Origin of the sequence: Bradyrhizobium centrosematis (genome assembly GCF_045571495.1) — a bacterium.
GTDB lineage: Bacteria > Pseudomonadota > Alphaproteobacteria > Rhizobiales > Xanthobacteraceae > Bradyrhizobium > Bradyrhizobium centrosematis.
On record NZ_CP120703.1, the window covers coordinates 427,831 to 450,170 of the forward strand.

19 protein-coding genes and 2 pseudogenes are annotated in these 22,340 nt (G+C 64.6%); 13 read left to right on the plus strand and 8 right to left on the minus strand.

Going from position 1 to position 22,340, the window contains the following annotated elements; translation table 11 throughout:
- Positions 1–458 precede the first annotated feature (458 nt).
- On the minus strand, positions 459–1,622 hold the full coding sequence (locus P6U31_RS02035; protein ID WP_407186619.1) for a hypothetical protein: 1,164 nt from the start codon (positions 1,620–1,622) through the stop codon (positions 459–461).
- A 335-nt stretch (positions 1,623–1,957) separates the two neighbouring features.
- Here P6U31_RS02035 and P6U31_RS02040 point away from each other — a divergent pair, with 335 nt between their 5' ends.
- Positions 1,958–2,581 (plus strand): response regulator transcription factor, encoded by a 624-nt coding sequence (locus tag P6U31_RS02040; RefSeq protein ID WP_407186620.1) that lies wholly within the window; start codon positions 1,958–1,960, stop codon positions 2,579–2,581.
- 78 nt (positions 2,582–2,659) lie between these two features.
- On the opposite strand, the gene P6U31_RS02045 is transcribed toward P6U31_RS02040, so the two are convergent.
- The 4 genes from P6U31_RS02045 to P6U31_RS02060 all read right to left on the minus strand — a co-directional run bounded on the left by P6U31_RS02045 (position 2,660) and on the right by P6U31_RS02060 (position 4,610).
- Positions 2,660–2,908, minus strand: a complete 249-nt coding sequence (locus tag P6U31_RS02045) for a hypothetical protein (protein ID WP_407186621.1) — start codon at positions 2,906–2,908, stop codon at positions 2,660–2,662.
- Positions 2,909–3,007: 99 nt separating this feature from the next.
- Positions 3,008–3,385: an Hpt domain-containing protein gene (locus P6U31_RS02050; protein ID WP_407186622.1), complete on the minus strand. Its 378-nt coding sequence runs from the start codon at positions 3,383–3,385 to the stop codon at positions 3,008–3,010.
- A gap of 156 nt (positions 3,386–3,541) precedes the next feature.
- On the minus strand, positions 3,542–4,240 hold the full coding sequence (locus P6U31_RS02055; RefSeq protein ID WP_407186623.1) for a Crp/Fnr family transcriptional regulator: 699 nt from the start codon (positions 4,238–4,240) through the stop codon (positions 3,542–3,544).
- The gene (locus P6U31_RS02060) at positions 4,188–4,610 is read right to left on the minus strand and encodes a hypothetical protein (protein WP_407186624.1); all 423 of its coding nucleotides are present in this window, start codon (positions 4,608–4,610) and stop codon (positions 4,188–4,190) included. Before P6U31_RS02060 ends, P6U31_RS02055 begins: the two co-directional genes overlap by 53 nt.
- A 433-nt stretch (positions 4,611–5,043) precedes the next feature.
- Here P6U31_RS02060 and P6U31_RS02065 point away from each other — a divergent pair, with 433 nt between their 5' ends.
- The 7 genes and pseudogenes from P6U31_RS02065 to P6U31_RS02095 all read left to right on the plus strand — a co-directional run bounded on the left by P6U31_RS02065 (position 5,044) and on the right by P6U31_RS02095 (position 11,619).
- Entirely contained in the window at positions 5,044–5,526 is a 483-nt protein-coding gene (locus P6U31_RS02065; RefSeq protein ID WP_407186625.1) for a response regulator, read from the plus strand.
- A gap of 428 nt (positions 5,527–5,954) precedes the next feature.
- Positions 5,955–8,743, plus strand: a pseudogene (locus P6U31_RS02070) (chemotaxis protein CheW).
- Between the two features lie 83 nt (positions 8,744–8,826).
- A complete protein-coding gene (locus P6U31_RS02075; protein WP_407186626.1) occupies positions 8,827–9,300 on the plus strand; it encodes a chemotaxis protein CheW in 474 nt (157 codons plus the stop codon).
- 30 nt (positions 9,301–9,330) lie between these two features.
- Positions 9,331–9,717: a PleD family two-component system response regulator gene (locus P6U31_RS02080; RefSeq protein WP_407186627.1), complete on the plus strand. Its 387-nt coding sequence runs from the start codon at positions 9,331–9,333 to the stop codon at positions 9,715–9,717.
- A 59-nt stretch (positions 9,718–9,776) separates the two neighbouring features.
- The gene (locus P6U31_RS02085) at positions 9,777–10,655 is read left to right on the plus strand and encodes a CheR family methyltransferase (protein ID WP_407186628.1); all 879 of its coding nucleotides are present in this window, start codon (positions 9,777–9,779) and stop codon (positions 10,653–10,655) included.
- 2 nt (positions 10,656–10,657) lie between these two features.
- Positions 10,658–10,975, plus strand: a complete 318-nt coding sequence (locus tag P6U31_RS02090) for a PilZ domain-containing protein (RefSeq protein WP_128929001.1) — start codon at positions 10,658–10,660, stop codon at positions 10,973–10,975.
- Positions 10,976–11,115: 140 nt separating this feature from the next.
- Positions 11,116–11,619, plus strand: coding sequence for a response regulator (locus tag P6U31_RS02095; protein WP_128929002.1), 504 nt, complete (start codon positions 11,116–11,118; stop codon positions 11,617–11,619).
- 55 nt (positions 11,620–11,674) lie between these two features.
- On the opposite strand, the gene P6U31_RS02100 is transcribed toward P6U31_RS02095, so the two are convergent.
- On the minus strand, positions 11,675–11,878 hold the full coding sequence (locus P6U31_RS02100) for a hypothetical protein (protein ID WP_407186629.1): 204 nt from the start codon (positions 11,876–11,878) through the stop codon (positions 11,675–11,677).
- A 257-nt stretch (positions 11,879–12,135) separates the two neighbouring features.
- On the opposite strand from P6U31_RS02100, the gene P6U31_RS02105 reads away from it, so the two are divergent.
- Complete coding sequence (locus P6U31_RS02105; RefSeq protein WP_200497279.1) at positions 12,136–12,771, plus strand: response regulator transcription factor; 636 nt, start codon at positions 12,136–12,138, stop codon at positions 12,769–12,771.
- A gap of 93 nt (positions 12,772–12,864) precedes the next feature.
- Here P6U31_RS02105 and P6U31_RS02110 read toward each other — a convergent pair whose 3' ends face one another.
- Positions 12,865–16,455, minus strand: coding sequence for a PAS domain S-box protein (locus tag P6U31_RS02110; RefSeq protein WP_407186630.1), 3,591 nt, complete (start codon positions 16,453–16,455; stop codon positions 12,865–12,867).
- The gene (locus P6U31_RS02115) at positions 16,433–16,852 is read right to left on the minus strand and encodes a response regulator (protein ID WP_407186631.1); all 420 of its coding nucleotides are present in this window, start codon (positions 16,850–16,852) and stop codon (positions 16,433–16,435) included. Before P6U31_RS02115 ends, P6U31_RS02110 begins: the two co-directional genes overlap by 23 nt.
- Before the next feature lie 363 nt (positions 16,853–17,215).
- Here P6U31_RS02115 and P6U31_RS02120 point away from each other — a divergent pair, with 363 nt between their 5' ends.
- The 4 genes and pseudogenes from P6U31_RS02120 to P6U31_RS02135 all read left to right on the plus strand — a co-directional run bounded on the left by P6U31_RS02120 (position 17,216) and on the right by P6U31_RS02135 (position 22,176).
- Entirely contained in the window at positions 17,216–19,396 is a 2,181-nt protein-coding gene (locus P6U31_RS02120; protein ID WP_407186632.1) for a methyl-accepting chemotaxis protein, read from the plus strand.
- Between the two features lie 98 nt (positions 19,397–19,494).
- A pseudogene (locus P6U31_RS02125) lies at positions 19,495–19,626 on the plus strand (ABC transporter permease); the annotation flags it as partial.
- A complete protein-coding gene (gene araD, locus P6U31_RS02130) occupies positions 19,623–21,359 on the plus strand; it encodes an L-arabinonate dehydratase (protein WP_407186633.1) in 1,737 nt (578 codons plus the stop codon). The pseudogene P6U31_RS02125 and the gene araD, both read left to right, overlap by 4 nt.
- A gap of 97 nt (positions 21,360–21,456) precedes the next feature.
- Positions 21,457–22,176: a ribonuclease activity regulator RraA gene (locus P6U31_RS02135; protein ID WP_407186634.1), complete on the plus strand. Its 720-nt coding sequence runs from the start codon at positions 21,457–21,459 to the stop codon at positions 22,174–22,176.
- The last annotated feature ends 164 nt before the right edge of the window (positions 22,177–22,340 follow it).

Genomic DNA, 22,340 nt, shown 5'->3' on the forward strand with positions numbered 1-22,340 from the left:
AGTCTCGGAGGATTAATTGCCGGTGGTGCTTTTGAGGCGTACGACGCGATCGTGCCCGACGAAGGCGGTGAACCGGAGCCGAATCGCCCCTGGTCGGCGTGGCGATATTGCGGCGGACGTGCTACGCGATTCGTTTCTCGCGCGATGTGCGCGTAGTCCTGCCTTCGCTCGCGACAGTTCTGCGACAAGCCGGCAAGGCCCGCTGGTGCGAATGTGAAGCGCATCACACGCCCATTGCTGCACCTGCGCTAATGCTCGGCACAGCCGGTGGAGGGCTGTCGAGGATTTGCGACAATGACGACGCGGCGGTTGATCTTTTGGTGGTTCAGGATCGTGATGTCAGGGCGATTTCTCGATCGCTTCCTGTGCATGCCGCGCGCACACTAAAGCTTGCACATGATCTTCCGGAAGGCCGCTTCGCACTTCTCCGGATCATGCTTCAGGCGCGCGTCGCGATATCAGGTCTGCCCGATCAATTTGCGAAACGCCGCCGCGCCGTCCTGCATCGCGTCGCGTCCCTTCCAGGCCAGATAAGTCAGCTTGCCGCCGAGCGTGTCGTAGCTGCGCAGCCGGCGTGAGCCGAGAATATGGCCGACATTGGCGGGGAAGCGACTCACCTCGGCCGACACCAGTGCTGCGATCGCGTCCATCAATTGCTGAAGGCGGATGCCCCATTCGCATTGTTCGATGCCGTCGATGCGCACCCTGAGTGCATATTCGGTGTCGTAGATCTCGGTGAGCAGGTCGCGTGCGATCAGCACCCGGTTGTGCCGGAGCGCGATACGAAGTGCGAGGCGCTTGTCGTCGAGCCGGTCGAGCACCATGTGAACGACGCAGGCGTAGGGCGTGGCGGCGACGTCAGCGGCGCTCTTGCTGGCGGCGGCCTTGGTGGCGAGACGCACCAGCTGCCAGGACGTCGTCAGGCGTCGCGCCACCAGCGCCAGCGCGTAGGGCAGTGCCTCGGGATGGGCCTTCTTGAAGGCATCGAGTTGCGTGGTGATTTGAGCAACCCGGCTGTCGTCGAACTTCGCGATCTTCTCGGGCAGCTTTTCGTTGAATTTCGCCAGCGCATCGCCGGCGCGCAGCACCTGCAGCATCTTCTTGACGTCATCGAAGGCGCTGCGTGACGCCGTGTACTGCGCGAGCTTGCCGCGCGCGAATTCGGTGCTCTCCGCCGACGCGAAGGTGCTCTCGAGAACCTTCGTGACCTTGGTCTGGAAGGTCGACGCGATCTTCAAGACTTCCTTGGGGTTGTTGGCAGCGACCTGATCGTTGATTGCCTTGATGTAGTCGCGGGCCATGGTCGGCAGCAGGTCGCGACAGATCCATTCCCAGATCGGCGTCAGGGTGTTGCGCGAGATCCGCCCCAGATTGGCGTGCTCGGGCGCGCCGTCGATCAGAAGCAGTTCGAGCGGCGCGAAGAAATAGCGCGAAGGGCTGGTGGCGCGCGCCTGGGTCGATCCATCCTTGCGGAATTCGGCGCGCAGGCGGGCCTGGATGTCGGCCGAACCCGGCATGTCGATGCCGCACAGCTCGAGCCGCTCGAGCTCGCTGAGCAAACAACTCCGCGACAGCGGCGTCAGCCTCTGCAAGAATTCCGACAGCCGATCAATCTCGTTCATGGCACGCAATCTTTCGCAGCGTTTCCCGCGGGCGTGCGGGCCCAATGCGTGGAGGCATTTGCGCGCTCTCAACCTCGCTAAGAGAAGCAAGTCGCCGTTAATTATTCCGTAAAAATCGGGGGGCGCCGTCCGGCGAGAGCGGCGGTTTAGGCGTTTTCCGCCCGTTCGCCCGAAATTTCCGCCGGAGACGCAACCGTTGCATGGTCGCGCGCGACCGCGCGCAAGCACAAATTGTGCCGACGTCGCCTTTTTAGCGCAAAACTGCCAAAATCACCGTAGTCTTACGGAGCAAAAAGTTAACCACAGACCGCCCCGGGTTCCGCTAAATGAGTGACATGGGGTCACAGAATGATACGGCCGCCGATTCGCGGCCGTCGGAATGGTACGAAAGCAGCGCCGCTCCAACTGAAGAGCTCGATTTCGTCCGCCTGAGCGCCGTCAGGGCCAAGGCGGCCGACGAGATGGCGGCTGCCATCGCCCGCGAGCTCAACGGCCCTCTGACTGCGCTCCTGCTCTATATGGGCGAGATCAAGCATCACAGCGATCAGCTTGCGCCCGTCACCGGCGACCGTGCCTATTTGCAACGGGTGATCGAGAACGCGTTGGCACAGACCGAGCGGGTTTGCGGCCTGGTCAAGCAGCTTGCCGGCCCTCACAAGGGTGGCCCGCCGATCCCCTCCAGCGTCGAGGACACCGACGCGAAGGCTGTGCGCGTACAGCAACCCCAGCGCGTGCCGAATGCTGAACTTCTCGGCCCGTCGGGCCAGAAGCGCCTGACCAAGCGCGAGCGCGAGGTGCTGAGACTGATCAGCGAAGGCTACTCGAACAAGCAGGGCGCGCTTCGGATGCAGATCAGTCCGCGCACGTTCGAGAGCCATCGAGCCGAGGCGATGCGCAAGCTCGGCGCGCGCAACACCGCGGACCTCGTCCGTGCGGCGCTGCTGCATTCAATCGATTGAGGCCGGCGTGTAGCATCGCCGGCAGGCGATGCAGACCAGACCCGCTATTTCTCGAGACGTCTCAAAACCCGATCGCGCTCAGAAATAGTCTTCGGCGAAGGGGCGCACGCGCGAGGTGGGACGCAGCGGCTTGATCTCCTGCTTCGGTCCGTTCGGGATGATCGTGATGGTCCAGCGCGGAGGCATGCTCGATTCCTGCTCCAGCACCGAACGCACGAAGCCGGTCACCGTCGAATCGCCCGCCTTCACCGTCGCCATCCGGCCGTTGAACTGAGCGATGCGGAAGCGGCGAACCTCTTTCTGGTCCGCGGTCTCGTAGGTGAACATGGAAACCCTCCTGGTTTCCCGGGACTATCGCCACCTATGATTAGCCATCTCTAAAAATCCCAAGCCGTAGAAGTACGGCGGGAATGCACGCGCGAGTGGTTAGCCTCGCGGCTCCTGTGCGCGCGCGGCGGCGTAGGCGGCATCCATCCGGTCCAGAAGCTCGCGGAATTCGGCATCGCCGAGCTTCTCCGCGGTCTTTTCCAGCGTCCGCGCCAGTGCCGCGAGCCTGACATAGCCAAAGCTTCCGGCCGCGCTCTTCAGCGAATGCGCTTCGCGCGCGATCCTAGCGTGGTGCTGCGCGAGCGCGAGCGTACGGAACAGTTGCAGGCGCGCGCAGGTCTCGCTCCAGAACACCTCGCGCACTTCACGGGCGCCGTCCTCGCCGATCTCGCGCACCAGCGCTTCATAGGCGCGCGGCTCGCGCGCGGGCTCGGTATCGGGCGCCTCCTGCGCGGGGGCGATGGTAGCTTCAAACATGGCCTTGCTGCCTTGATCACGGTCATTCGTCGCGCAGCACGTCCCGGCGCGCGAGCACGTTTCGTGTCTACGGCATTCGAATTTCGGTTCCGGTAGCAGGACGTCAGGTGTTTGTGCGTCGGCATTAGCCGGCGATTTACCATGCGCGCGCGGCGGTCAGCGCGCGCCGAGCAGCCGGTCGTACTGGGCCTTCACCGTGGCGTAGCATTCGCACGCCGTCTGGCGCAGGCCTTCGAGGTTGACGATCTGGATGTGTCCGCGGCTGTAATGGATGAAATTGGCCTGCTGCAAGGTGTTGGCGACCAGCGACACGCTGTTGCGGCGCGCCCCGATCATCTGCGCCATGGCCTCCTGGGTCAGCAGCAGGCGGTAGTCGCCCGACAGGTCATGCGTGTGCAACAGGCAGCGCGACAGCCGCGACTCCACCGGATGGGCGGCGTTGCACCCAGCGGTCTGCTGAACCTGGGCGTAGACTGCAAGGCCGTGGCGCGTCAGCAACGCGCGCAAGGCGCTGCTCTGGTCAGCGGCCATCTGCAGCCGGTCGAGATCCATCACCGATGCGAGGCCTGGAACCAACACGATGGCAGTGTTCAACGCGCATGCATCGCCCAAGATCGAGAGCGCCCCGAGCAGGCTGTCACGGCCGATCATGGCGACCTGCACATGCTCGCCCTTGGCGAGTTTCACCACCAGCGAGATGACACCGCGGTGGAGAAAATAGGCGCGCCTCAGCGTCTCGCCGGTCTCGACCAGCACGGCGTCATGAGGCAGATCGACCGTTCGCAGATGCGGGCGGAGCAGTTCATAATCGTCTGCCGGCAGTGCGGACAGGAAACCGTTGGATGGGCGCACCATCGTTTCCAAAGCTGCCTCCCGTTTCCCGTAGCATCGAAGCGCTATAGGCCAAATTGCGTCCCGCGTCGGCAGGTTCCATCATGTTCACGTCGGGATATATTGGCAATTGGGACAAGTTGTCCGGATCGAACAATCTTTCCGCCACTGCATGCATGCAGTACACAATCGATTGCGCCGAGTTCCCCATGGCAAGGCTTCCACCAAGCGCTGGTGATGGGCCTTGATAGACATATCCGAGCGCAGCGTCCGCCTCTGCCAGGACAGATTTCCTGACCATTTCGACCGTCGCCCGATGCGGGTGCAGCAGATCGAAATCCACCGCGTCGAGCAATTGCAGGAGCTGATTGGGCGGGCGGCCGCTGGCGGTCATAGAGGTCAATCCGACGGGTTCGGTGGACGATCGGCGCGGCGCCTGTTCCTGGTCAGTTGCGCGGCGAATAGATATTATAGTAAAGGTTGTAATGACGTCCATATACCCGTTAGAGGCAGACAGGCTGTCTCATTTGCGGCGGAAGTAAGAAGCGCGCTGATTCGCTCACGAGTGGGCGTGCACCCTGCAAGGATATGCAGGAAAAAGCGGTAGAGGGGCCTTCATGAGCCGGAAGCATTGCATCCGTGCTGCCATCGGACGCCGGTCGAGCCGCGTCGCCTCGTCCGTGGGACGAGCGCTTGCAGTCATTGAACCTTGCCCTGAACCTTGGCGCCCGGTGACCGTGGACTTCAGCTCGGTCGTATCGGTTTTCTCGGACCGCCTGAGACGTTTGCGACCATTCCCCTCTTGATGAAAAGCAAAGGAGCAAGGCGTGCCCCACGGTTCGATTATTGAATCGCCCAAACGGGAAGCTCATACCGGGACCGAAAGTCTACGCCACATTCTCGTTGTCGACGACGACCCGATGGTGTGCATGGCCATCGAGATCTATCTTCAGCGCAACAATTTTCGGGTGACGATTGCCGATGGAGGTGAAGCGGGGCTGCGTGCCCTCGAGCAGGGCGATATCGATCTCATGATCATCGATATCTTCATGCCGCACATGCGTGGCTTCGAATCCATCCGGATCTTCCACGAGCGCGCGCCGGTCGTTCCGCTGATCGCGATGTCCGGCTACGCTTTTGCGAATCTGAATTCGCCCGCTCCCGATTTCCTGCGGATGGCGCTGGAGCTCGGTGCCGCACGCTGTCTGCGCAAGCCGTTCACGCCGCATGCGCTGCTCGCTGCCATCAACGATTGCCTGGCAGAGCATCGTCCCGATGGCGGCATTGCCTCGGCCGCGCGCTTCGGTTAGCGCGCCACGGCCCGCCATGGTGGCGAGGTAACCGTTCGTTTACCGCATGTGCGGACCTTGCGGAGCGCGGCGGCGAGGCGAAACGAGGCGGGCGCGTGCGCTCCCGATTGCAGGCGGCTCGGTTCAATGTCCCGCGAGCCGAGCCTATCGTCCTTCGCGGGCAGGACTTTTCCTGCGCGCTGCGCCTCGCTGTGACCGGGCCGTTCACCTCTCGCCTCCGTGCTGCTGCGACGCTGAGCCGGCTCTGCCGAAAGGCGCTGCTGCATGCCGTCAAACCGCAAACTTCTCTTCAATATCCGTATTAGCACGGAGGATGAAATTAACGGGACTGTGAAAGGGGATGTCTAACGATCCAGAAGAGGACTTCCGTCCGTGCCAAGGGTGGCCCAGGCGTCGAAGTCCAGGGTCAGGTCAGTAAGGCGTAGCTCATGGATGATCTGTTGCGGGAGTTTTTGACGGAGACCAGCGAGAGCCTGGACACCGTAGACAATCAATTGGTGAAGTTCGAGCAGGAGCCGAACAACGCCAAGATTCTCGATAACATCTTCCGCCTGGTTCACACCATCAAGGGCACCTGCGGCTTCCTCGGCCTGCCCCGGCTCGAAGCGCTGGCCCATGCCGGCGAGACCTTGATGGGCAAATTCCGTGACGGCATGCCGGTGACCGGGCAGGCGGTGACGGTGATCCTGTCCTCGATCGACCGCATCAAGGAGATTTTGGCCGGGCTCGAGGCGACCGAAGCCGAGCCTGAGGGCAACGACCGCGACCTCATCGACAAGCTGGAAGCGATGGTCGAGCAGGGCATGGCGGCCATGGCCGCTGGAGCCGCTCCCGTTGCCGAGGCCCCGCCGCTGGTGCCGGAAGCCCCGGCCGCCGCTGCGCCCGCCAAGGAGATGACCACGGGCTCGCTGATCGAGCAGACGCTGGAGCGCCCCTTGCGTCCGGGCGAGGTCTCGCTCGACGAGCTCGAGCGCGCCTTCCGCGAGACCGCGATCGAAGCGCCGGTGCCTGCGCCGGTTGCCAAGGCCGAAGCAAAGGCCGCCCCCGCGCCGGCTGCTGAGGCGCCCGCGGCGAAGGAAGCTGCAAAGCCGGCGGCCAAGGAAAAGGCCGCACCGAAGAAGTCGATGGCCGACGAGGGCGCCGGCGAGGGCGACCGCATCGCCAACCAGTCGATCCGCGTCAACGTGGATACGCTGGAGCACCTGATGACCATGGTCTCCGAGCTGGTCTTGACCCGCAACCAGCTGCTGGAGATCTCCCGCCGCAACGAGGACACCGAGTTCAAGGTGCCGTTGCAGCGCCTCTCCAACGTCACCGCCGAGCTGCAGGAAGGCGTCATGAAGACGCGCATGCAGCCGATCGGCAATGCCTGGCAGAAGCTGCCCCGCATCGTCCGCGACCTCTCGAGCGAACTCGGCAAGCAGATCGAATTGGAGATGCACGGCGCCGACACCGAGCTCGACCGCCAGGTGCTCGACCTGATCAAGGACCCGCTCACCCACATGGTGCGCAACTCCGCCGATCATGGCCTGGAGACCCCGCCGAGCGCTTGGCGAGCGGCAAGGGCGAGCAGGGCACCATTCGCCTGTCCGCCTATCACGAGGGCGGCCACATCATCATCTGCATCGCCGACAACGGCCGCGGCCTCAACACCGAGAAGATCAAGGCCAAGGCGCTCTCGTCAGGCCTCGTCACCGAGGCTGAGCTCGAGAAGATGAGCGAAGCCCAGATCCATAAGTTCATCTTCGCGCCGGGCTTCTCCACTGCTGCCGCCATCACCTCGGTCTCGGGCCGCGGCGTCGGCATGGACGTGGTGCGCACCAATATCGACCAGATCGGCGGCACCATCGACATCAAGAGCGTGGCCGGCGAAGGTTCTTCCGTCACCATCAAGATCCCGCTGACGCTCGCCATCGTCTCGGCCCTGATCGTCGAGGCCGCCGGCGACCGTTTTGCGATCCCGCAGCTCTCGGTGGTCGAGCTGGTGCGGGCCCGCGCCAACTCCGAGCACCGCATCGAGCGCATCAAGGACACCGCGGTGTTGCGCCTACGCAACAAGCTCTTGCCGCTGATCCATCTGAAGAAGCTGCTCAAGATCGACGACGGCGCGGCTAGCGATCCCGAGAACGGCTTCATCGTGGTCACCCAGGTCGGCAGCCAGACCTTTGGCATCGTCGTCGACGGGGTCTTCCACACGGAAGAGATCGTGGTGAAGCCGATGTCGACCAAACTGCGTCACATCGACATGTTCTCCGGCAACACCATTCTGGGCGATGGCGCGGTCATCATGATCATCGACCCCAACGGCATTGCCAAGGCGCTCGGCGCCGCCGGCTCCTCGGCCCATGACATGGGCGACGAGAATGGCGCCCATCACATCGGCTCGGGCGAGCAGACCACCTCGCTCCTGGTGTTCCGCGCCGGCTCGTCCCAGCCCAAGGCGGTCCCGCTCGGGCTCGTCACGCGCCTGGAAGAGCTCCCCGCCGACAAGATCGAGTTCAGCAACGGCCGCTACATGGTGCAGTACCGCGAGCAGCTGATGCCGCTGGTGGCCATGGAAGGCGTCACCATCGCGAGCCAGGGCGCCCAGCCGATCCTGGTGTTCGCCGATGACGGCCGCTCCATGGGCCTCGTGGTCGACGAGATCATCGACATCGTCGAGGAACGGCTCAACATCGAGGTCGGCGGCTCCTCCAGCGGCATTCTCGGCTCGGCCGTGATCAAGGGCCAGGCCACCGAGGTGATCGACGTTGGCCACTTCCTGCCGATGGCGTTCTCCGACTGGTTCACCCGCAAGGAGATGAAGCCGTCGCTGCACGCGCAGTCGGTGCTCCTGGTCGACGATAGTGCGTTCTTCCGCAACATGCTGGCGCCGGTGCTCAAGGCCGCCGGCTACCGCGTCCGCACCGCGCCGACCGCGCAGGAGGGCCTGGCGGCGCTGCGGGCCCAGAGCTTCGACGTGATCCTGACCGACATCGAGATGCCCGACATGAACGGGTTCGAGTTCGCGGAAGTTATCCGCGCCGACAACAACCTCGCCGCGACGCCGATCATCGGCCTGTCCGCGCTGGTGTCGCCGGCGGCGATCGAGCGCGGCCGCCAGGCCGGCTTCCACGATTATGTCGCCAAGTTCGACCGTCCCGGTCTGATTGCGGCGCTGAAGGAGCAGACCGCGAGCGCCGCCGGCGCCTCCGAGCTGAGCCGGGCAGCGGCGTAGAGCATGATCCGGAAAAGTGTGAAGCGGCTTTCCGCCAAGATCATGCTCAAACAGAACAGTGTTCGCGATCAGGAGATGGATCGATGACCAGCAAGACCCAATCCAGCGAAGGCGCCATGGTCGAATACGTCACCGCGATGATCGGCGGCCAGCTGTTCGGCCTGCCGATCTCGCGCGTCCAGGACGTGTTCATGCCCGAGCGCGTCACCCGCGTGCCGCTGGCCTCGCGCGAGATCGCCGGCGTGCTCAATCTGCGCGGCCGCATCGTCACCGTGGTCGACATGCGCGCCCGGCTCGGCCTGCCCAAGGCCGAGGACGGCAAGACGGCGATGGCGGTCGGCGTCGATCTGCGCGGCGAATCCTATGGCCTCCTGATCGACCAGATCGGCGAGGTGCTGCGCCTGCCCGAGGACGGCAAGGAAGAAAACCCCGTCAACCTCGATCCCCGCATGGCCAAGCTCGCCGGCGGCGTCCACCGCCTCGACGGACAGCTCATGGTCGTCCTCGACGTCGACCGTGTCCTCGAGCTCGAAACCAAAGTGCAAATGGCTGCGTGAGCCAACGAACATCGGAGCCGGAGAACCAACATGAAGACCTGTTTGGTGGTCGATGATTCCAGCGTGGTGCGCAAGATCGCTCGCCGGATCCTGGAAGGCCTGGAATTCGAGGTAACCGAGGCCGAGGACGGCTCGAAGGCGCTCGAGATCTGCCAGCGGCAGCTGCCCGATGCGGTGCTGCTCGACTGGAACATGCCTGTCATGGACGGTTTCGAATTCATGGGCCACATGCGCCGGCTGCCGGGCGGCGACCAGCCCAAGGTGGTGTTCTGCACCACCGAGAACAATGTGGCTCATATCGCCCAGGCGCTCAGTGGCGGCGCCAACGAGTACATCATGAAGCCCTTCGACAAAGACATCATCGCCGACAAGTTTGCTGAAGTCGGCTTGCTTCCGGTCGGACAAGACATGGTCTGAGTGAGTCTGGCCCGCGCATTTTGGCCAGAGTGTTCCAGTACAGCTTCGAAGAGGCTTCCGTGACCCCGACCGAGTATGAGTATCTGCGTAAGTTCCTGAAGGACAATTCCGGGCTCGACCTATCCGCAGACAAGCAATATCTGATCGAAAGCCGCCTGCTGCCGCTCGCCCGCAAGGCCGGGCTCTCCGGCATCGCCGAGCTGGTGCAGAAGCTGCAAGGCGGCTCGCGCCAGCTGATCACCGACGTGGTCGAGGCCATGACCACCAACGAGACCTTCTTCTTCCGCGACAAGGTCCCGTTCGATCATTTCCGCGACACCATCATGCCCGAGATCATCAAGGCGCGCGCGGCCAAGCGCAGCGTGCGCATCTGGTGCGCCGCGGGCTCGACCGGGCAGGAGCCCTATTCGCTGGCGATGTGCCTGAAGGAAATGGGCGCGGCCCTCACCGGCTGGCGCATCGAGATCATTGCGACCGACCTGTCGCAGGAGGTGCTCGAGAAAGCCAAGGCCGGCGTCTACAGCCAGTTCGAGGTGCAGCGCGGCCTGCCGATCCAGATGCTGGTCAAATATTTCAAGCAGACCGGCGAGACCTGGCAGGTCAATCCCGAATTGCGGGCGATGATCCAGCATCGCCAGCTCAACCTGCTGCACGACTTTTCCCAGCTCGGCACCTTCGACGTCATCTTCTGCCGCAACGTGCTGATCTATTTCGACCAGGACACCAAGATCAACATCTTCAACCGGCTGGCGCGGCAGATCGAGCCGGACGGCTTCTTGGTGCTGGGCGCGGCCGAAACCGTGGTCGGCCTGACCGATACGTTCCGCCCGCTTCCGGAGCGGCGCGGCCTCTACAAGCCGAACGATCCGCGTGCCGCAGCCGCCAAGCCCGCTCTCGCCGTCGCGGTGCCGCGCCTCGCGGCCGTGGCAGGACGATAGACATGGCCGAGGATGGCAAGGGTACGGAACGCGTAACTTTCAGTCGCGGCTATGATGTTTGCATCATGGCCATCGACGGTACCTGGCGTCGCGACTGCAAGCTGAACGCGATCTCCGACACCGACGCCATTCTCACGGTGGAAGGCTCGATTCAGGGGTTGAACCTGAAGGAGTTCTTCCTGCTGCTGTCGTCCACGGGCCTCGCCTACCGCCGCTGCGAGCTGGTCCGCGTCAACGGTGCCGAAATGGACATCCAGTTCCTGCGCGGCAAGAACAGGAAGAAGCGCGGTGCCGGTGGCGGCCATGACGCCGCGGCGTGATTGCCCGGGTCCATTGCCGCCTTTTCCGACCGCTTGCTTCACATTTTCTGAAAACATCCGAACGAATTCGCGACAGCAGCTTTACGTCGCCTAAGCGCGAACCGTGTATCCATTGACGGTCTCAATGTCAGGATACGGAAATGCCCAGAAGTTCTCTTTCCCCCATCCCGTCCAACCTGCCCGACGGCACCGAACGGCGTGCGCTTCAGCTCCTGGTGGTCGATGACGACGCCACGCAGCGCAGCCTGATCACGGTGGCCGCCAAGCAGGCCGGCCACGAAGTCACCGTGGCGCCGTCCGTGGCGGATGCGATCGAGAAGCTGCGCGCCGCCCGCTTCGATTGCGTGACGCTGGATCTGGTGCTGGAGGACGGCGACGGCATCGATGTGCTGCGCGAGATGGCGGCGGCGAAGTTCGGCGGTGCCGTGATCGTCGTCAGCGGCATGGACGGCAAGCGCCGCAGTGCTGCCCGCAGCTTCGCCCGCTCCGTCGGAATCGAGCTTCAAAGCCTGCCGAAGCCGCTCGATCTTGCGGCCCTGCGCATCAGCCTCGCCAATCTCGGCAAGACCGCGATGGGCCTGCCCGCGATCCACACCTGGGGCGGCGTCGCCACCGATGCGATCGTGGAACGGCACCGCGCCTGATCTTGCGGAGCTGCCATGCGGTGGGATGCAGCCGGCGCGCTGCGCTGATCGCGATCTATGCCGGGTTGCCGGCTTCCGACAAGCATTGCACGGCCTGGTCAAGGCCCGCTCGACAGGCGTTGAGGGCGGCGCTCGCCCTCGCATAGCGCGGCGTCACGTCGTCGAGCACGAAAATATCCGTGGAACCGGCTGGATCGCCGTGCGCCAGGCTGGTTTCCAGCACGCCGGCTTCCATCATGGCGGCGTCGATCAGGCGCATGCTGCTCTCGATCCGTGTGATCAGAGCGCGAAGATCGGCGGCGATCAACTGACGGCTGTCAGTTTGGGGCATCGCGAGGAGCGGGGGTGTGCCTGCGAAATTTAGCATGGATATTCTCCGTACCCCGCAATTAGGCACCTTGCCGCTACTTGTGCGTTAAGTCCATGTCCCGTACAAATACGGGTGGGCCGAATCCGCGCCGAACGCCATAACGATTGGCGCGGACGCGAGTCCTTCATGCCAACCGGATGTGGCACATGGCCGAACAAAATTCTCGCGGTGAAATCTTCGTGGTCGACGACGATCCTGCCGTTCGCGACACTCTGTCGATGGTGTTGAAGGCGGCGGGCTATGAGGTGATCTGCTTCGCGGACGGCGCGGCGCTGCTCTCCGTCGCACGAAACCGTACGCCTGCTGCGATCCTGCTCGACGTGCACATTCCCGGAAAGTCGGGCCTCGACATTCTCAAGGAGTTGCACGGCGAGGACTATCCAGCGCCGATCTTCATGATCTCGGGACAGGGCGACATCGCGATGGCGGTGGGCGCGATCAAGAGCGGCGCGCTCGACTTCATCGAGAAGCCGTTCCGCGGCAGCGAGATCGTCGGCCGGCTCGACGAGGCGATCGGCGCCTATGCGCGCAGGCAGGCGGAGAACGCCTCGCCGAAGTTCGGCTCGCTGCATTTCCCCGGACGCGAGCCGCTGACACGCAGAGAGCGCGAAGTGCTCGAACAGTTCGCCTCCGGTGCGTCCAACAAGGAAGCCGGTCGCACGCTCGGCATCAGCCCGCGCACGATCGAGGATCACCGCGCCAACATCATGAAGAAGCTCGGCGCGCGCAATGCCGCCGATCTGATCCGCATCGTGATGACTGCGGCCCAGCGCGCGTCGTAGAGCTGTTGTAGCCCGGGTGAGCGAAGCGACACCCGGGAGCGCTGCTGCGGAAGTCCCGGATCGCTTCGCTCATCCGGGCCAAGGATTATCGCCTCACCCGCTCAGCGCCTTGCGGATGATCCGCGCCAGATCCGATTTGCGATAGGGCTTGGCCAGCAGCATCACGCCGGAATCCAGCCGGCCGTGATGGATGATCGCATTCTCGGTGTAGCCGGAGGTGTAGACCACCTTCAGATCCGGACGCGTCTTCTGAATCTCGTCGGCGAGCTGCCGTCCGTTCATCTTGCCGGGCATGATGACGTCGGTGAACAGAAGGTCGAACGGCTTTCCGGCGGCGACGATCGCGAGGGCCTCCGCAGCGTTCGCCGCCTGCAAGGTGACGTAACCCAGCGAATGCAGCTGCGCCAGCACGTAGTCGCGCACCAGCCGGTCGTCCTCGACCACAAGGATCGTCTCATGGCCGCCCTCGATCATCGCCGGCGTCACGCCCTCGCCGACTGCTGTGGGCGTCTTGCCGGGCGGCAGGTACATCTTGATCGTGGTGCCGTGGTTCTCCTCACTGTAGATCTTGATGTGACCTGCGGATTGCTTAATGAAGCCGTAGACCATTGAGAGCCCGAGGCCGGTGCCCTTGCCCGGTCCCTTCGAGGTGAAGAAGGGGTCGAACACCCTGGTCAGGATGTTCGCAGGGATGCCGGTGCCGGTATCGCTCACGGCGATCAGAACGTAATGCCCTGGCGGCACATCGTTTGCGCTGGCATAGGCCTCGTCGAGATAGGCGGCGCCGGTCTCCAGGATCAGCTTGCCGCCGCCGGGCATGGCATCGCGCGCGTTGAGCGCGAGGTTGAGGATCGCGGTGGTGAGCTGGTTCGGATCGACGATCGCGACGCAGTTCTCGTCCTCGAACACCGATTCGATCTGGATCTGCTCGCCTAGCGTCGGTCGCAACAGCTTCGCGGTGTCGACCACCAGCGAGTTGACGTCGATCTCGCGCGGCTGGAGCGGCTGCTTGCGCGCGAAAGCGAGCAGGTGCTGGGTCAGATCGGCGCCGCGCGCGGCCGCCTCGTCGATCATCTTCGTGATGGCCGCAAGCTGCGGCTCCTTCTCGACGGCCTCTGCGAGGATCTCGATCGTCCCGGTGATGACGGTGAGAATGTTGTTGAAGTCGTGCGCCACGCCGCCGGTGAGCTGACCGACGGCCTCCATCTTCTCGGCATGGCGGATGCGCTCCTCGGCGGCGATCTTGTCGGTGAGGTCGCGGTAGAAGACGTTGAACAGCAGCCCTTCGCGGCGCTTCAGCGCGGTGACGCTCAGCTCGGCCTTGAATTCCTTGCCGTCGCGGCGGCGGCACAGCAGCTCGCGGCGGCGGTTCAGCGATCTGCCGTCCTCGCTCTCGAGGAAAAGCTTCAGACCCGCCCGCACTCTCTCGCGTTCGCTTTCGGCGACGATGAGGTCGATCGTGCTCTTGCCGAGCACCTCCTCGCGGCGCCAGCCGAACAGCTGCTCGGCCTGCGAGTTCCAGTTCAGGATGCTGCCGGTCTCGTCGGTCTGGATGAAGGCGTCGAGCGAGGTCTCGACAATGTTGCGGGCGAGCCGCTCGCTCTCGCGCAGCGATTCCTGCGCGAGCCGCGCCTCGGTCATGTCGCGCCCGACGAAGTAGTAGCGCTGCGCCTGCTCGGACCAGCTGCCGAGCCAGGACAGCCAGACCTCATGACCGTCGCGGTGTAAGCAGCGGGTGTCGGCGAGCTTGACGCGCTCGCCCTGACGCATCGCGCGCATCTCGGCGCGGGACTGCTCCAGATGATCGGGATGGATGAAGTCGGCACCGCTGCGGCCTACCATTTGTTCCGGACGATAGCCGAGAATGGCCTCGCTGCTCGGGCTGATCTGCGCGATATGGCCCCGCGCATCCATGATCATGATCAGGTCCTGTGACGTCTCGAAGATCTGCCGCCGCTCCTCGAGCTGCTGCTGCACCGCTCGCTCGGCGCGCCGCGCCTCGGTCAGGCTGCGCGCGCTGCCGGAAGCGCCGATGATCTCGCCCGATGGCCCCTTGATCGGCGACAGGCTGAGCGAGATCTCGACCGGGGTGCCGTCCTTGCGCAGGCGCACTGTCTCGAAGCGTTCGATCGGCTCGCCGCGGGCGATCCGCCGCAAATATTCCTTGCCATCCTCACGGCGGTCGGGCGGCACGATGATCGAGGTGGATTTCCCGATCGCCTCGCTCGCCGAATAACCATAGAGGCGTTCGGCCGCAGGATTCCAGCCTGTGATGATGGCATCGAGTGTCTGCATCACGATTGCGTCGTCGGATGATTCGACGGCAGCGCTGAACAAGCGCTCGCGCTCCGCATGATGGCTTCGCGCCGCTTCGGTGCGCCGATGCTCCTCGATCTCGCGTTCGAGCGCGGCGGTTTTCACCCGCGTCTCCTCGACCATCTGAGCGAAGGCCCGCGCCAGCACGCCTGTCTCGCCGCTGGCATCGATGGGGATGTTTGCTGGTTTCCCGCGCCCGATCGCCTCCACGGCCGCGGTCAGGCGGCCGATCGGGCGGGTCAGAGAGCGCGCCAGCAGCACCGCGAGCGAAGCCGCAGCGAGGACGGCGAGCACGCCGACCAGCAGGGACGTCTTTTGAATGGCGGCCGGCACCCGGCCAAAGACGGCGGGGGGAATGGTCACGATGATTGCGACCCATTCCTTGCCGGCCAGCAGCGCCGGCGCCATTGCCGCGCCGCTCGGCCGCCCCGACCCATCCGTCATGAGCCGTGTCGATAAGTCCGAGCTGCCGGCCAAGGCCGAGAAGAATGGAAAATCATCGCGCCAGTTGGTGGGGTGGCCGCGCTGCGAGCCGAATTCGCGCGCGCGATCGGGATGAACGAGATAGTCGCCGTGCGAATTGACGACGTAGATCTCTCCACCCGAGCTCGCCGTCCCGCGGACGCGGTCGAGAGCCGGACGCATGTCGATATTGGCGATGATGATGCCGAACGGCTTGCCATCCGGCGTGAACAGGGGCGTCGCGACCCGCAGCGTCGGAATGTGCAAGTCCGTGGTGCCGCCCTGGCGGGTCGCGAGCTCGATCGGCGAAACGTAGAGCTCGCCCGGCGCCAGCCGTATCGTGTCCTGAAAATAGGCCCGGTCGCTCTTTTGCTCCAGCTCACTGCCGGGGGCGATTCTCACCGCTCCGTTCGGGCCAGAGCGGTCGACGCGGACCAGCTCACGCTGGTCGTCGAGGCCGATGATTCGAAACTGACCGTAACCCGGCTTGGCCTCGATCTCGGCTGCGAGCCGCGTCGCGATACGCTCGCGCCAAGTCTGCTCCGAGACGCCGTCCGCAGGGTCGATTCCCCCAGCGACGTGAGCACGGATCAAGCCGTTGATCGCTGCGGCGGAGCGATAGCCGATCAGATCGCCGCGAGCTCCGGAAACGTAGGATTCCAGACTGGTCGCGAGCAGGCGCGACTGGGCCTCGACTCGCTCCAGCACGCGCGGAATGACCGCTTGCGTGGTGTTGCGGTAGCCCAGCCAGCCGACCGCGGCCACCGTGACGGCGACCAGCAGGATCATTGCGACGGCGAGCCGCGTGGCGAGCGTCATCGGGATGCTCGCAGGGCTTCCCGCATGATTGCGGCCGATCTGGCCTGAAGCAGACGCCCCCTCGTTATCTGTGGCCGGAGCGGACATCGGACCCCTCCGCCTCGCCCGCCTTCAGGCAGCCATCGACCGCGGCGAGCAGCGCGCCGGGTCGGAACGGCTTCTGCAGGCTTGCCACCGCGCCGAGCTTGGTCGCCATCTTCAGGAAGTCCGGCTCTGCATAGGCATCCGGCGCGGCCGAACGCCCGGAAATGACGATGATCGGAACGGTGGGGGCGGAGGCCCGGATATGACGCATCGTCTCCAGCCCATCCATGCCGGGCATGAAGATATCGAGAAACAACAGATCGAACCGGCTGGCCTCGAACAGCGCAAGTCCCTTGCAGCCGTCGCCGGCGACGGTGACGTGATGACCGGCCCGCTCCAGGAGCAGCCGGATTGTGATTTGAACGGCCGGGTCGTCATCCACGATCAGGATGTTGGCCACGTCTGAATTCCTCCGGGCCGGATGGGACATTCCCAGCGGCCACAAATCAAACCATCAAAAATGAAATTGTTGCGCGGATTCTGCCCGGCCTGCAAGCACTTCGCGAGTGGCGAGCGGCCGCTTGGCCAGCCACGCAGATGCCCCTCACTATGCATGGTTCCGTGCATATCGCGCCCCAAGTCTGCGCGCAGCCTGAGAATTATTGTTCTCGCCGTAGTTGTACGGGCGCCTGATTTCACCGGTGATTAAAGGCGGCGGACCAAACTCGGCGCCGTTCCAGACGTCAATTGTCACGGAAGGCATTGCCCCGTCCGGGCGCCAAAGCGAGCCCGCCGATCAGACCGATTCAGTAACGAGACACTTATGTTCAAATCACTGGCGAATACCGGAATTCGGACCCGGCTGCTCGGCGGCTTTGCGCTCATCTGCACGCTGCTCGCGGCGACCGTGATCTACACCGTCACCGCGGTGTTGGGCATCTCCTCGCGCATCGACACCGTCACCAACCAGCGGGCGCCGGTCGCGATTGCGAGCACCGAGCTGGTCGGCAATCTCTATTCCACGCTGTCGACGCTGCGCGGCTACCTCTTGACCGGCGACGCGCAGGGCAAGCGCGACCGCGCCGCGGTCTGGGCCGAGCTCGATCGCACCATGGAAGCGGTCGACCGTATCGCCGAAGGATTTTCCAGCCCGGAGAACAAGGTCAATTGGCGCGAGGCGAGGGCGCTGATTGCGGAATTCCGCCAGGCCCAGGACAAGGCCGAGCTGGCTGCCTTCACCCCGTCGGCCTATCCGGCGAGCGAGCTCCTGACGAAGGAGGCCGCGCCGCTTATCGCGACCATGTTCGCCGAGATCACCGCGATGATCGACGAGGAGGAGACGCTGGAGGCGACGCCGCAGCGCAAGCATTTGCTCAAGACCTTCGCCGACGTCCGCGGCAATCTCGCCGCAGCGGGATCGCAATTGCGGCTCTACGTGGCCTCCGGCGAGGCCGCCGACCGCGATAAATTCGAGAAGCCGCTTGCGACATTCCGGGCCGCGCTCGCCTCGGTCGGGGCCCAGCACGCCCTGCTGACCTCCACCCAGAGAACCGCCTATCAGGCCATCGTAAAAGCGAACGAAGCCTTCACGGCATCGCCGGGGAAGATTTTCGCGATCCGCCAGACGCCGCAATGGAACATGCCCGTCTTCATCCTGTCCACCGAGGCGGCGCCTCGTGCCGCCCGCATCCTCGATCTCCTCGACGGCCGCAAGGACGCGGACGGCAAGCGGTCCGGAGGCCTCAAGAGCGACCAACAATCGAAGCTCGCCGCGGACGCCCGCCGCGTCGCCGACGAGGTCGAGAGGCTGCTGCAGGTGCAATGGATCCTGCTCGCCGCGGGACTTGCGCTCGGCACCGCGATCGCGATCCTGGTTGCGCGATCCATTACGCGTCCGATCATCGCGCTGGTGGGAGATTCCGCGCGCCTGTCCGGCGGCGACACCAGTGTCGAATTCAGGACGGCCGAGCGCGGTGACGAGATCGGAACCGTCTCTCAGGCAGTGGCCAAATTCCGCGACAATGTGATTGCCCAGCAGCAGGCCGCGGCCGGCCTTGTGCGCGAGGCGGAGGCGCGCGAAGCCGCCAATCGCAATATGGAGAACGCGGTCGAGGAGTTTCGGGCAACCTCGCGCGACCTGCTCGCGCTGGTCGGCGAGAATGCGAGCACCATGCGCCAGACCGCGGAGAGCCTCGGCGGCATCGCGCATCATGCGACGAACCAGGCCACGTCCGCAGCCGCCGCGTCCGAGCAGACCGCGGTCAATGTCCAGACCGTCGCCGCCGCCGCGGAGCAGCTTGCAAGCTCCATCGTCGAGATCGGCCGCCAGATCGAATTGTCGAACAAGACGGTGCGGTCGGCGGGGGAGGTCACCGCCCGCTCGGAGGCGGAGATCGAGGGCCTCGCCCATGCCGCCCAGAGCATCAGCTCGGTGGTCGACCTGATTCAGGCGATCGCGGCTCAGACCAACCTGCTTGCGCTCAACGCCACCATCGAGGCGGCGCGCGCCGGCGAGGCCGGCCGCGGCTTTGCGGTGGTCGCCTCCGAGGTCAAGGCACTGGCCGACCAGACCCGCAATGCGACGCAGGATATCACGCGGCACATCGCCGCGATCCAGAACTCGACCGGCGGCGCGGTCGCCTCCGTCAAGGAGGTGACCACGGCCATGCGCAGAATCGACGAGGTCACTGCCGCGATCGCCAGCGCTGTGGAGCAGCAGGGCGCAGCGACCCGGGAGATTTCACAGAATGTCCAGATGGCGGCATCGGGGACCCAGACGCTCGCAACCAGCATCGGCACCGTCTCCGGCGCCATCACGGAAACCAGCCGCTCTGCGGACGACGTGATGGGGGCGGCGAACCAGGTCTCGGGGGCGTCCGAGCGCCTTGCCGCCGAGGTCCAGGCCTTCTTCGTCAAGCTGCGCAACGGCCCGATGGATCACCGCAGCAGCCTGGATCCCGATAGCCGCGGGCCGGAGCGGCATAGCGGCCGCAACGCGGCCTAGAACGGAAGGGGTTCCGGATTTAATCGATTGTCGCGTAGATGCGGCCTGCGCAGCTGGCGGAAATGCCTGCTGCGGCTGTGCATCAGCGTCCAGGCCCCCGCCCTGTCCTCGACATACCTGCAGTCTTCGCGGGCCTCTTGACGGTGCTCATCATCGGGCTCTTTGTCGAGAACCTGATCTTCCGCGCCATCGAGCGGAACACCGTCCAGAAATGGGGCACCCAATCATGACCAAGAAGAAAACGCCCGACCAGCTCCGCAGCGCGCGCTGGTTCGCGCCCGATGATCTGCGCTCGTTCGGCCACCGCTCCCGCGCCATGCAGATGGGCTACGCCCCGGAGGAGTGGAAGGACCGGCCGATCATCGCGATCCTCAACACCTGGTCGGACGCGCAGCCCTGCCACATGCACTTCAAGTCGCGCGTGGACGACGTCAAGCGCGGCATCCTGATGGCCGGCGGCCTGCCGCTGGAGCTGCCGGCGCTGTCGCTGTCGGAATCGCTGCTAAAGCCCACGACCATGCTCTATCGCAATCTGCTGGCAATGGACGCCGAGGAGCTCCTGCGCAGCCATCCCGTCGACGGCGTCGTGCTGATGGGCGGCTGCGACAAGACCACGCCGGCGCTGCTCCTGGGCGCAACCTCGATGAACATCCCGGCGATCTATCTGCCGGCAGGTCCCATGCTGCGCGGCAACTGGAAAGGCAAGACGCTCGGCTCCGGCTCGGACGGCTGGAAATATTGGGACGAGCGCCGCGCCGGAAAGATCTCCGACAAGGACTGGCTCGACATCGAAGCCGGCATCGCCCGCAGCTACGGCACCTGCATGACCATGGGCACGGCCTCGACCATGACGGCGATTGCGGAAGCGATCGGCATGACGCTGCCCGGCGCTTCCTCGATCCCCGCCGCCGACGCCAACCACATCCGCATGGCCAGCGAATGTGGCCGCCGCATCGTCGAGATGGTGTGGGAGGATCTGACGCCCAAGGTGATCCAGACCCGCAAGGCGTTCGAGAATGCGATCGTGGTGGCCATGGCGATGGGCTGCTCCACCAACGCCATCATCCATCTGATCGCGCAAGCCCGCCGCGCCGGCCAGGACATCAGCCTCGACGACTTCGAGATCGCGAGCCGCAAGGTGCCCGTGATCGCCAATGTCCGCCCGAGCGGCGATACCTATCTGATGGAGGACTTCTTCTACGCCGGCGGGCTGCCGGCGCTGATGGGCCAGATCAAGCCGCATTTGCATCTCGACTGCATCACCGTCACCGGCAAGACGCTGGGCGAGAACATCGAGGGCGCCGAGGTACACAATGCCGACGTCATCCGCGGCGTCGACAATCCCATCTACAAGGAAGGCGCGCTTGCCGTGCTCAAGGGCAACCTTGCGCCCGACGGCTGCGTCATCAAGCCCTCCGCATGCGCGCCGCGTTTCCTCAAGCACACCGGGCCGGCGCTGGTGTTCGACGATTATCCGTCGATGAAGAAGGCGGTCGACGATCCCAATCTCGACGTCACCGAGGACCATATTCTCATCCTGCGCAATGCGGGGCCGCAGGGCGGGCCGGGCATGCCGGAATGGGGCATGCTGCCGATCCCGACCAAGCTCGTGAAGCAGGGGGTGCGCGACATGGTGCGCATCTCGGATGCGCGCATGAGCGGCACCAGCTATGGCGCCTGCATCCTGCACGTTTCTCCGGAGTCCTATATCGGCGGCCCGCTGGCGCTGGTGCGGAACGGCGACCGCATCACCCTCGACGTCGCCGCGCGGACCATCAATCTCGACGTTCCCGAAGCCGAGCTGGCAAAGCGCCGCGCCGCCTGGAAGCAGCCCGAGCGCCGCTTCGAGCGCGGCTATGGTTGGATGTTCACCAAGCACATCAAGCAGGCCAATGACGGCTGCGACTTCGACTTCCTCGAGACCGATTTCGGCGCGCCGATCGGCGAGCCGTCGATTTATTAATTCACCGTCGTTCCGGGGCGCGAAGCGAACCCGGAACCTCGAGATTCCGGGTTCGATGCTTTCGCATCGCCCCGGAATGACAGATGAGGATACACAAATGCCAAAACTCAGCGAAGCCACCCGCAACAAACTCAAGTCCGTCTCCACGGCCACCGTCGCCACCGCTCTGTTCAAGCGCGGCCTGCGCATCCAGATGATCCAGGACGTGCATCCGGTCGGTCCCGGCCAGCCGACCATGGTCGGCGAGGCCTTCACGCTGCGCTACATGCCGGCACGCGAGGACCTCAACACCATCGACGTTTTCAGGGACCGTTCGCATCCGCAGCGCAAGGCGGTCGAGGATTGCCCGCCCGGCGCCGTGCTGGTGATGGACAGCCGCAAGGACGCGCGCGCGGCCTCGGCCGGCGCGATCCTGGTGACGCGCTTGATGAAGCGCGGCGTCGCCGGCGTCGTCACCGATGGCGGCTTTCGCGATTCCGCCGAGATCGCCAAGCTCGGCATTCCCGCCTATCACCACCGTCCCTCGGCGCCGACCAATCTGACGCTGCATCAGGCGATCGAGATCAACGTGCCCATCGGTTGCGGTGATGCGCCGGTGTTTCCCGGCGACGTCATCCTCGGCGATGCCGACGGCGTCATCGTGATCCCTGCGCATCTCGCCGACGAGATCGCCAGCGAGACCTTCGAGATGACCGCGTTCGAGGACTTCGTCACCGAGGAAGTCGGCAAGGGCCGCGGCATCTTCGGCCTCTATCCCGCCACCGACCCGCAGACGCTCACCGATTTCGCGGAATGGCGCAAGAAGAACGGGCGGTAGTTTCTTCGCTTCTTCCTGCTTGCGGCAGGGCAATCGCATGGCGATATCGCATGTGGCCATCCTTCGAGACGCCCGCCGTTGGCGGGCCCTCAGGATGAGGACCGAAGTCTTGGCGAACGTTTCAACGAGCACGCATGGTGTTTAGCCTCATCCTGAGGAGACTG

Excerpts from the sequence above, each read along its gene's own strand:
- P6U31_RS02090 (WP_128929001.1), top strand. The coding sequence starts at position 10,658 with ATGGCCGAGGATGGCAAGGGTACGGAACGCGTAACTTTCAGTCGCGGC.
- P6U31_RS02045 (WP_407186621.1), bottom strand. The coding sequence starts at position 2,908 with ATGTTCACCTACGAGACCGCGGACCAGAAAGAGGTTCGCCGCTTCCGC.
- P6U31_RS02110 (WP_407186630.1), bottom strand. The coding sequence starts at position 16,455 with ATGTCCGCTCCGGCCACAGATAACGAGGGGGCGTCTGCTTCAGGCCAG.
- P6U31_RS02060 (WP_407186624.1), bottom strand. The coding sequence starts at position 4,610 with ATGACCGCCAGCGGCCGCCCGCCCAATCAGCTCCTGCAATTGCTCGAC.
- P6U31_RS02050 (WP_407186622.1), bottom strand. The coding sequence starts at position 3,385 with ATGTTTGAAGCTACCATCGCCCCCGCGCAGGAGGCGCCCGATACCGAG.
- araD (WP_407186633.1), top strand. The coding sequence starts at position 19,623 with ATGACCAAGAAGAAAACGCCCGACCAGCTCCGCAGCGCGCGCTGGTTC.
- P6U31_RS02105 (WP_200497279.1), top strand. The coding sequence starts at position 12,136 with ATGGCCGAACAAAATTCTCGCGGTGAAATCTTCGTGGTCGACGACGAT.
- P6U31_RS02100 (WP_407186629.1), bottom strand. The coding sequence starts at position 11,878 with ATGCGCCTGATCGACGCCGCCATGATGGAAGCCGGCGTGCTGGAAACC.
- P6U31_RS02035 (WP_407186619.1), bottom strand. The coding sequence starts at position 1,622 with ATGAACGAGATTGATCGGCTGTCGGAATTCTTGCAGAGGCTGACGCCG.
- P6U31_RS02040 (WP_407186620.1), top strand. The coding sequence starts at position 1,958 with ATGGGGTCACAGAATGATACGGCCGCCGATTCGCGGCCGTCGGAATGG.
- P6U31_RS02075 (WP_407186626.1), top strand. The coding sequence starts at position 8,827 with ATGACCAGCAAGACCCAATCCAGCGAAGGCGCCATGGTCGAATACGTC.
- P6U31_RS02095 (WP_128929002.1), top strand. The coding sequence starts at position 11,116 with ATGCCCAGAAGTTCTCTTTCCCCCATCCCGTCCAACCTGCCCGACGGC.
- P6U31_RS02055 (WP_407186623.1), bottom strand. The coding sequence starts at position 4,240 with ATGGTGCGCCCATCCAACGGTTTCCTGTCCGCACTGCCGGCAGACGAT.
- P6U31_RS02080 (WP_407186627.1), top strand. The coding sequence starts at position 9,331 with ATGAAGACCTGTTTGGTGGTCGATGATTCCAGCGTGGTGCGCAAGATC.
- P6U31_RS02135 (WP_407186634.1), top strand. The coding sequence starts at position 21,457 with ATGCCAAAACTCAGCGAAGCCACCCGCAACAAACTCAAGTCCGTCTCC.
- P6U31_RS02120 (WP_407186632.1), top strand. The coding sequence starts at position 17,216 with ATGTTCAAATCACTGGCGAATACCGGAATTCGGACCCGGCTGCTCGGC.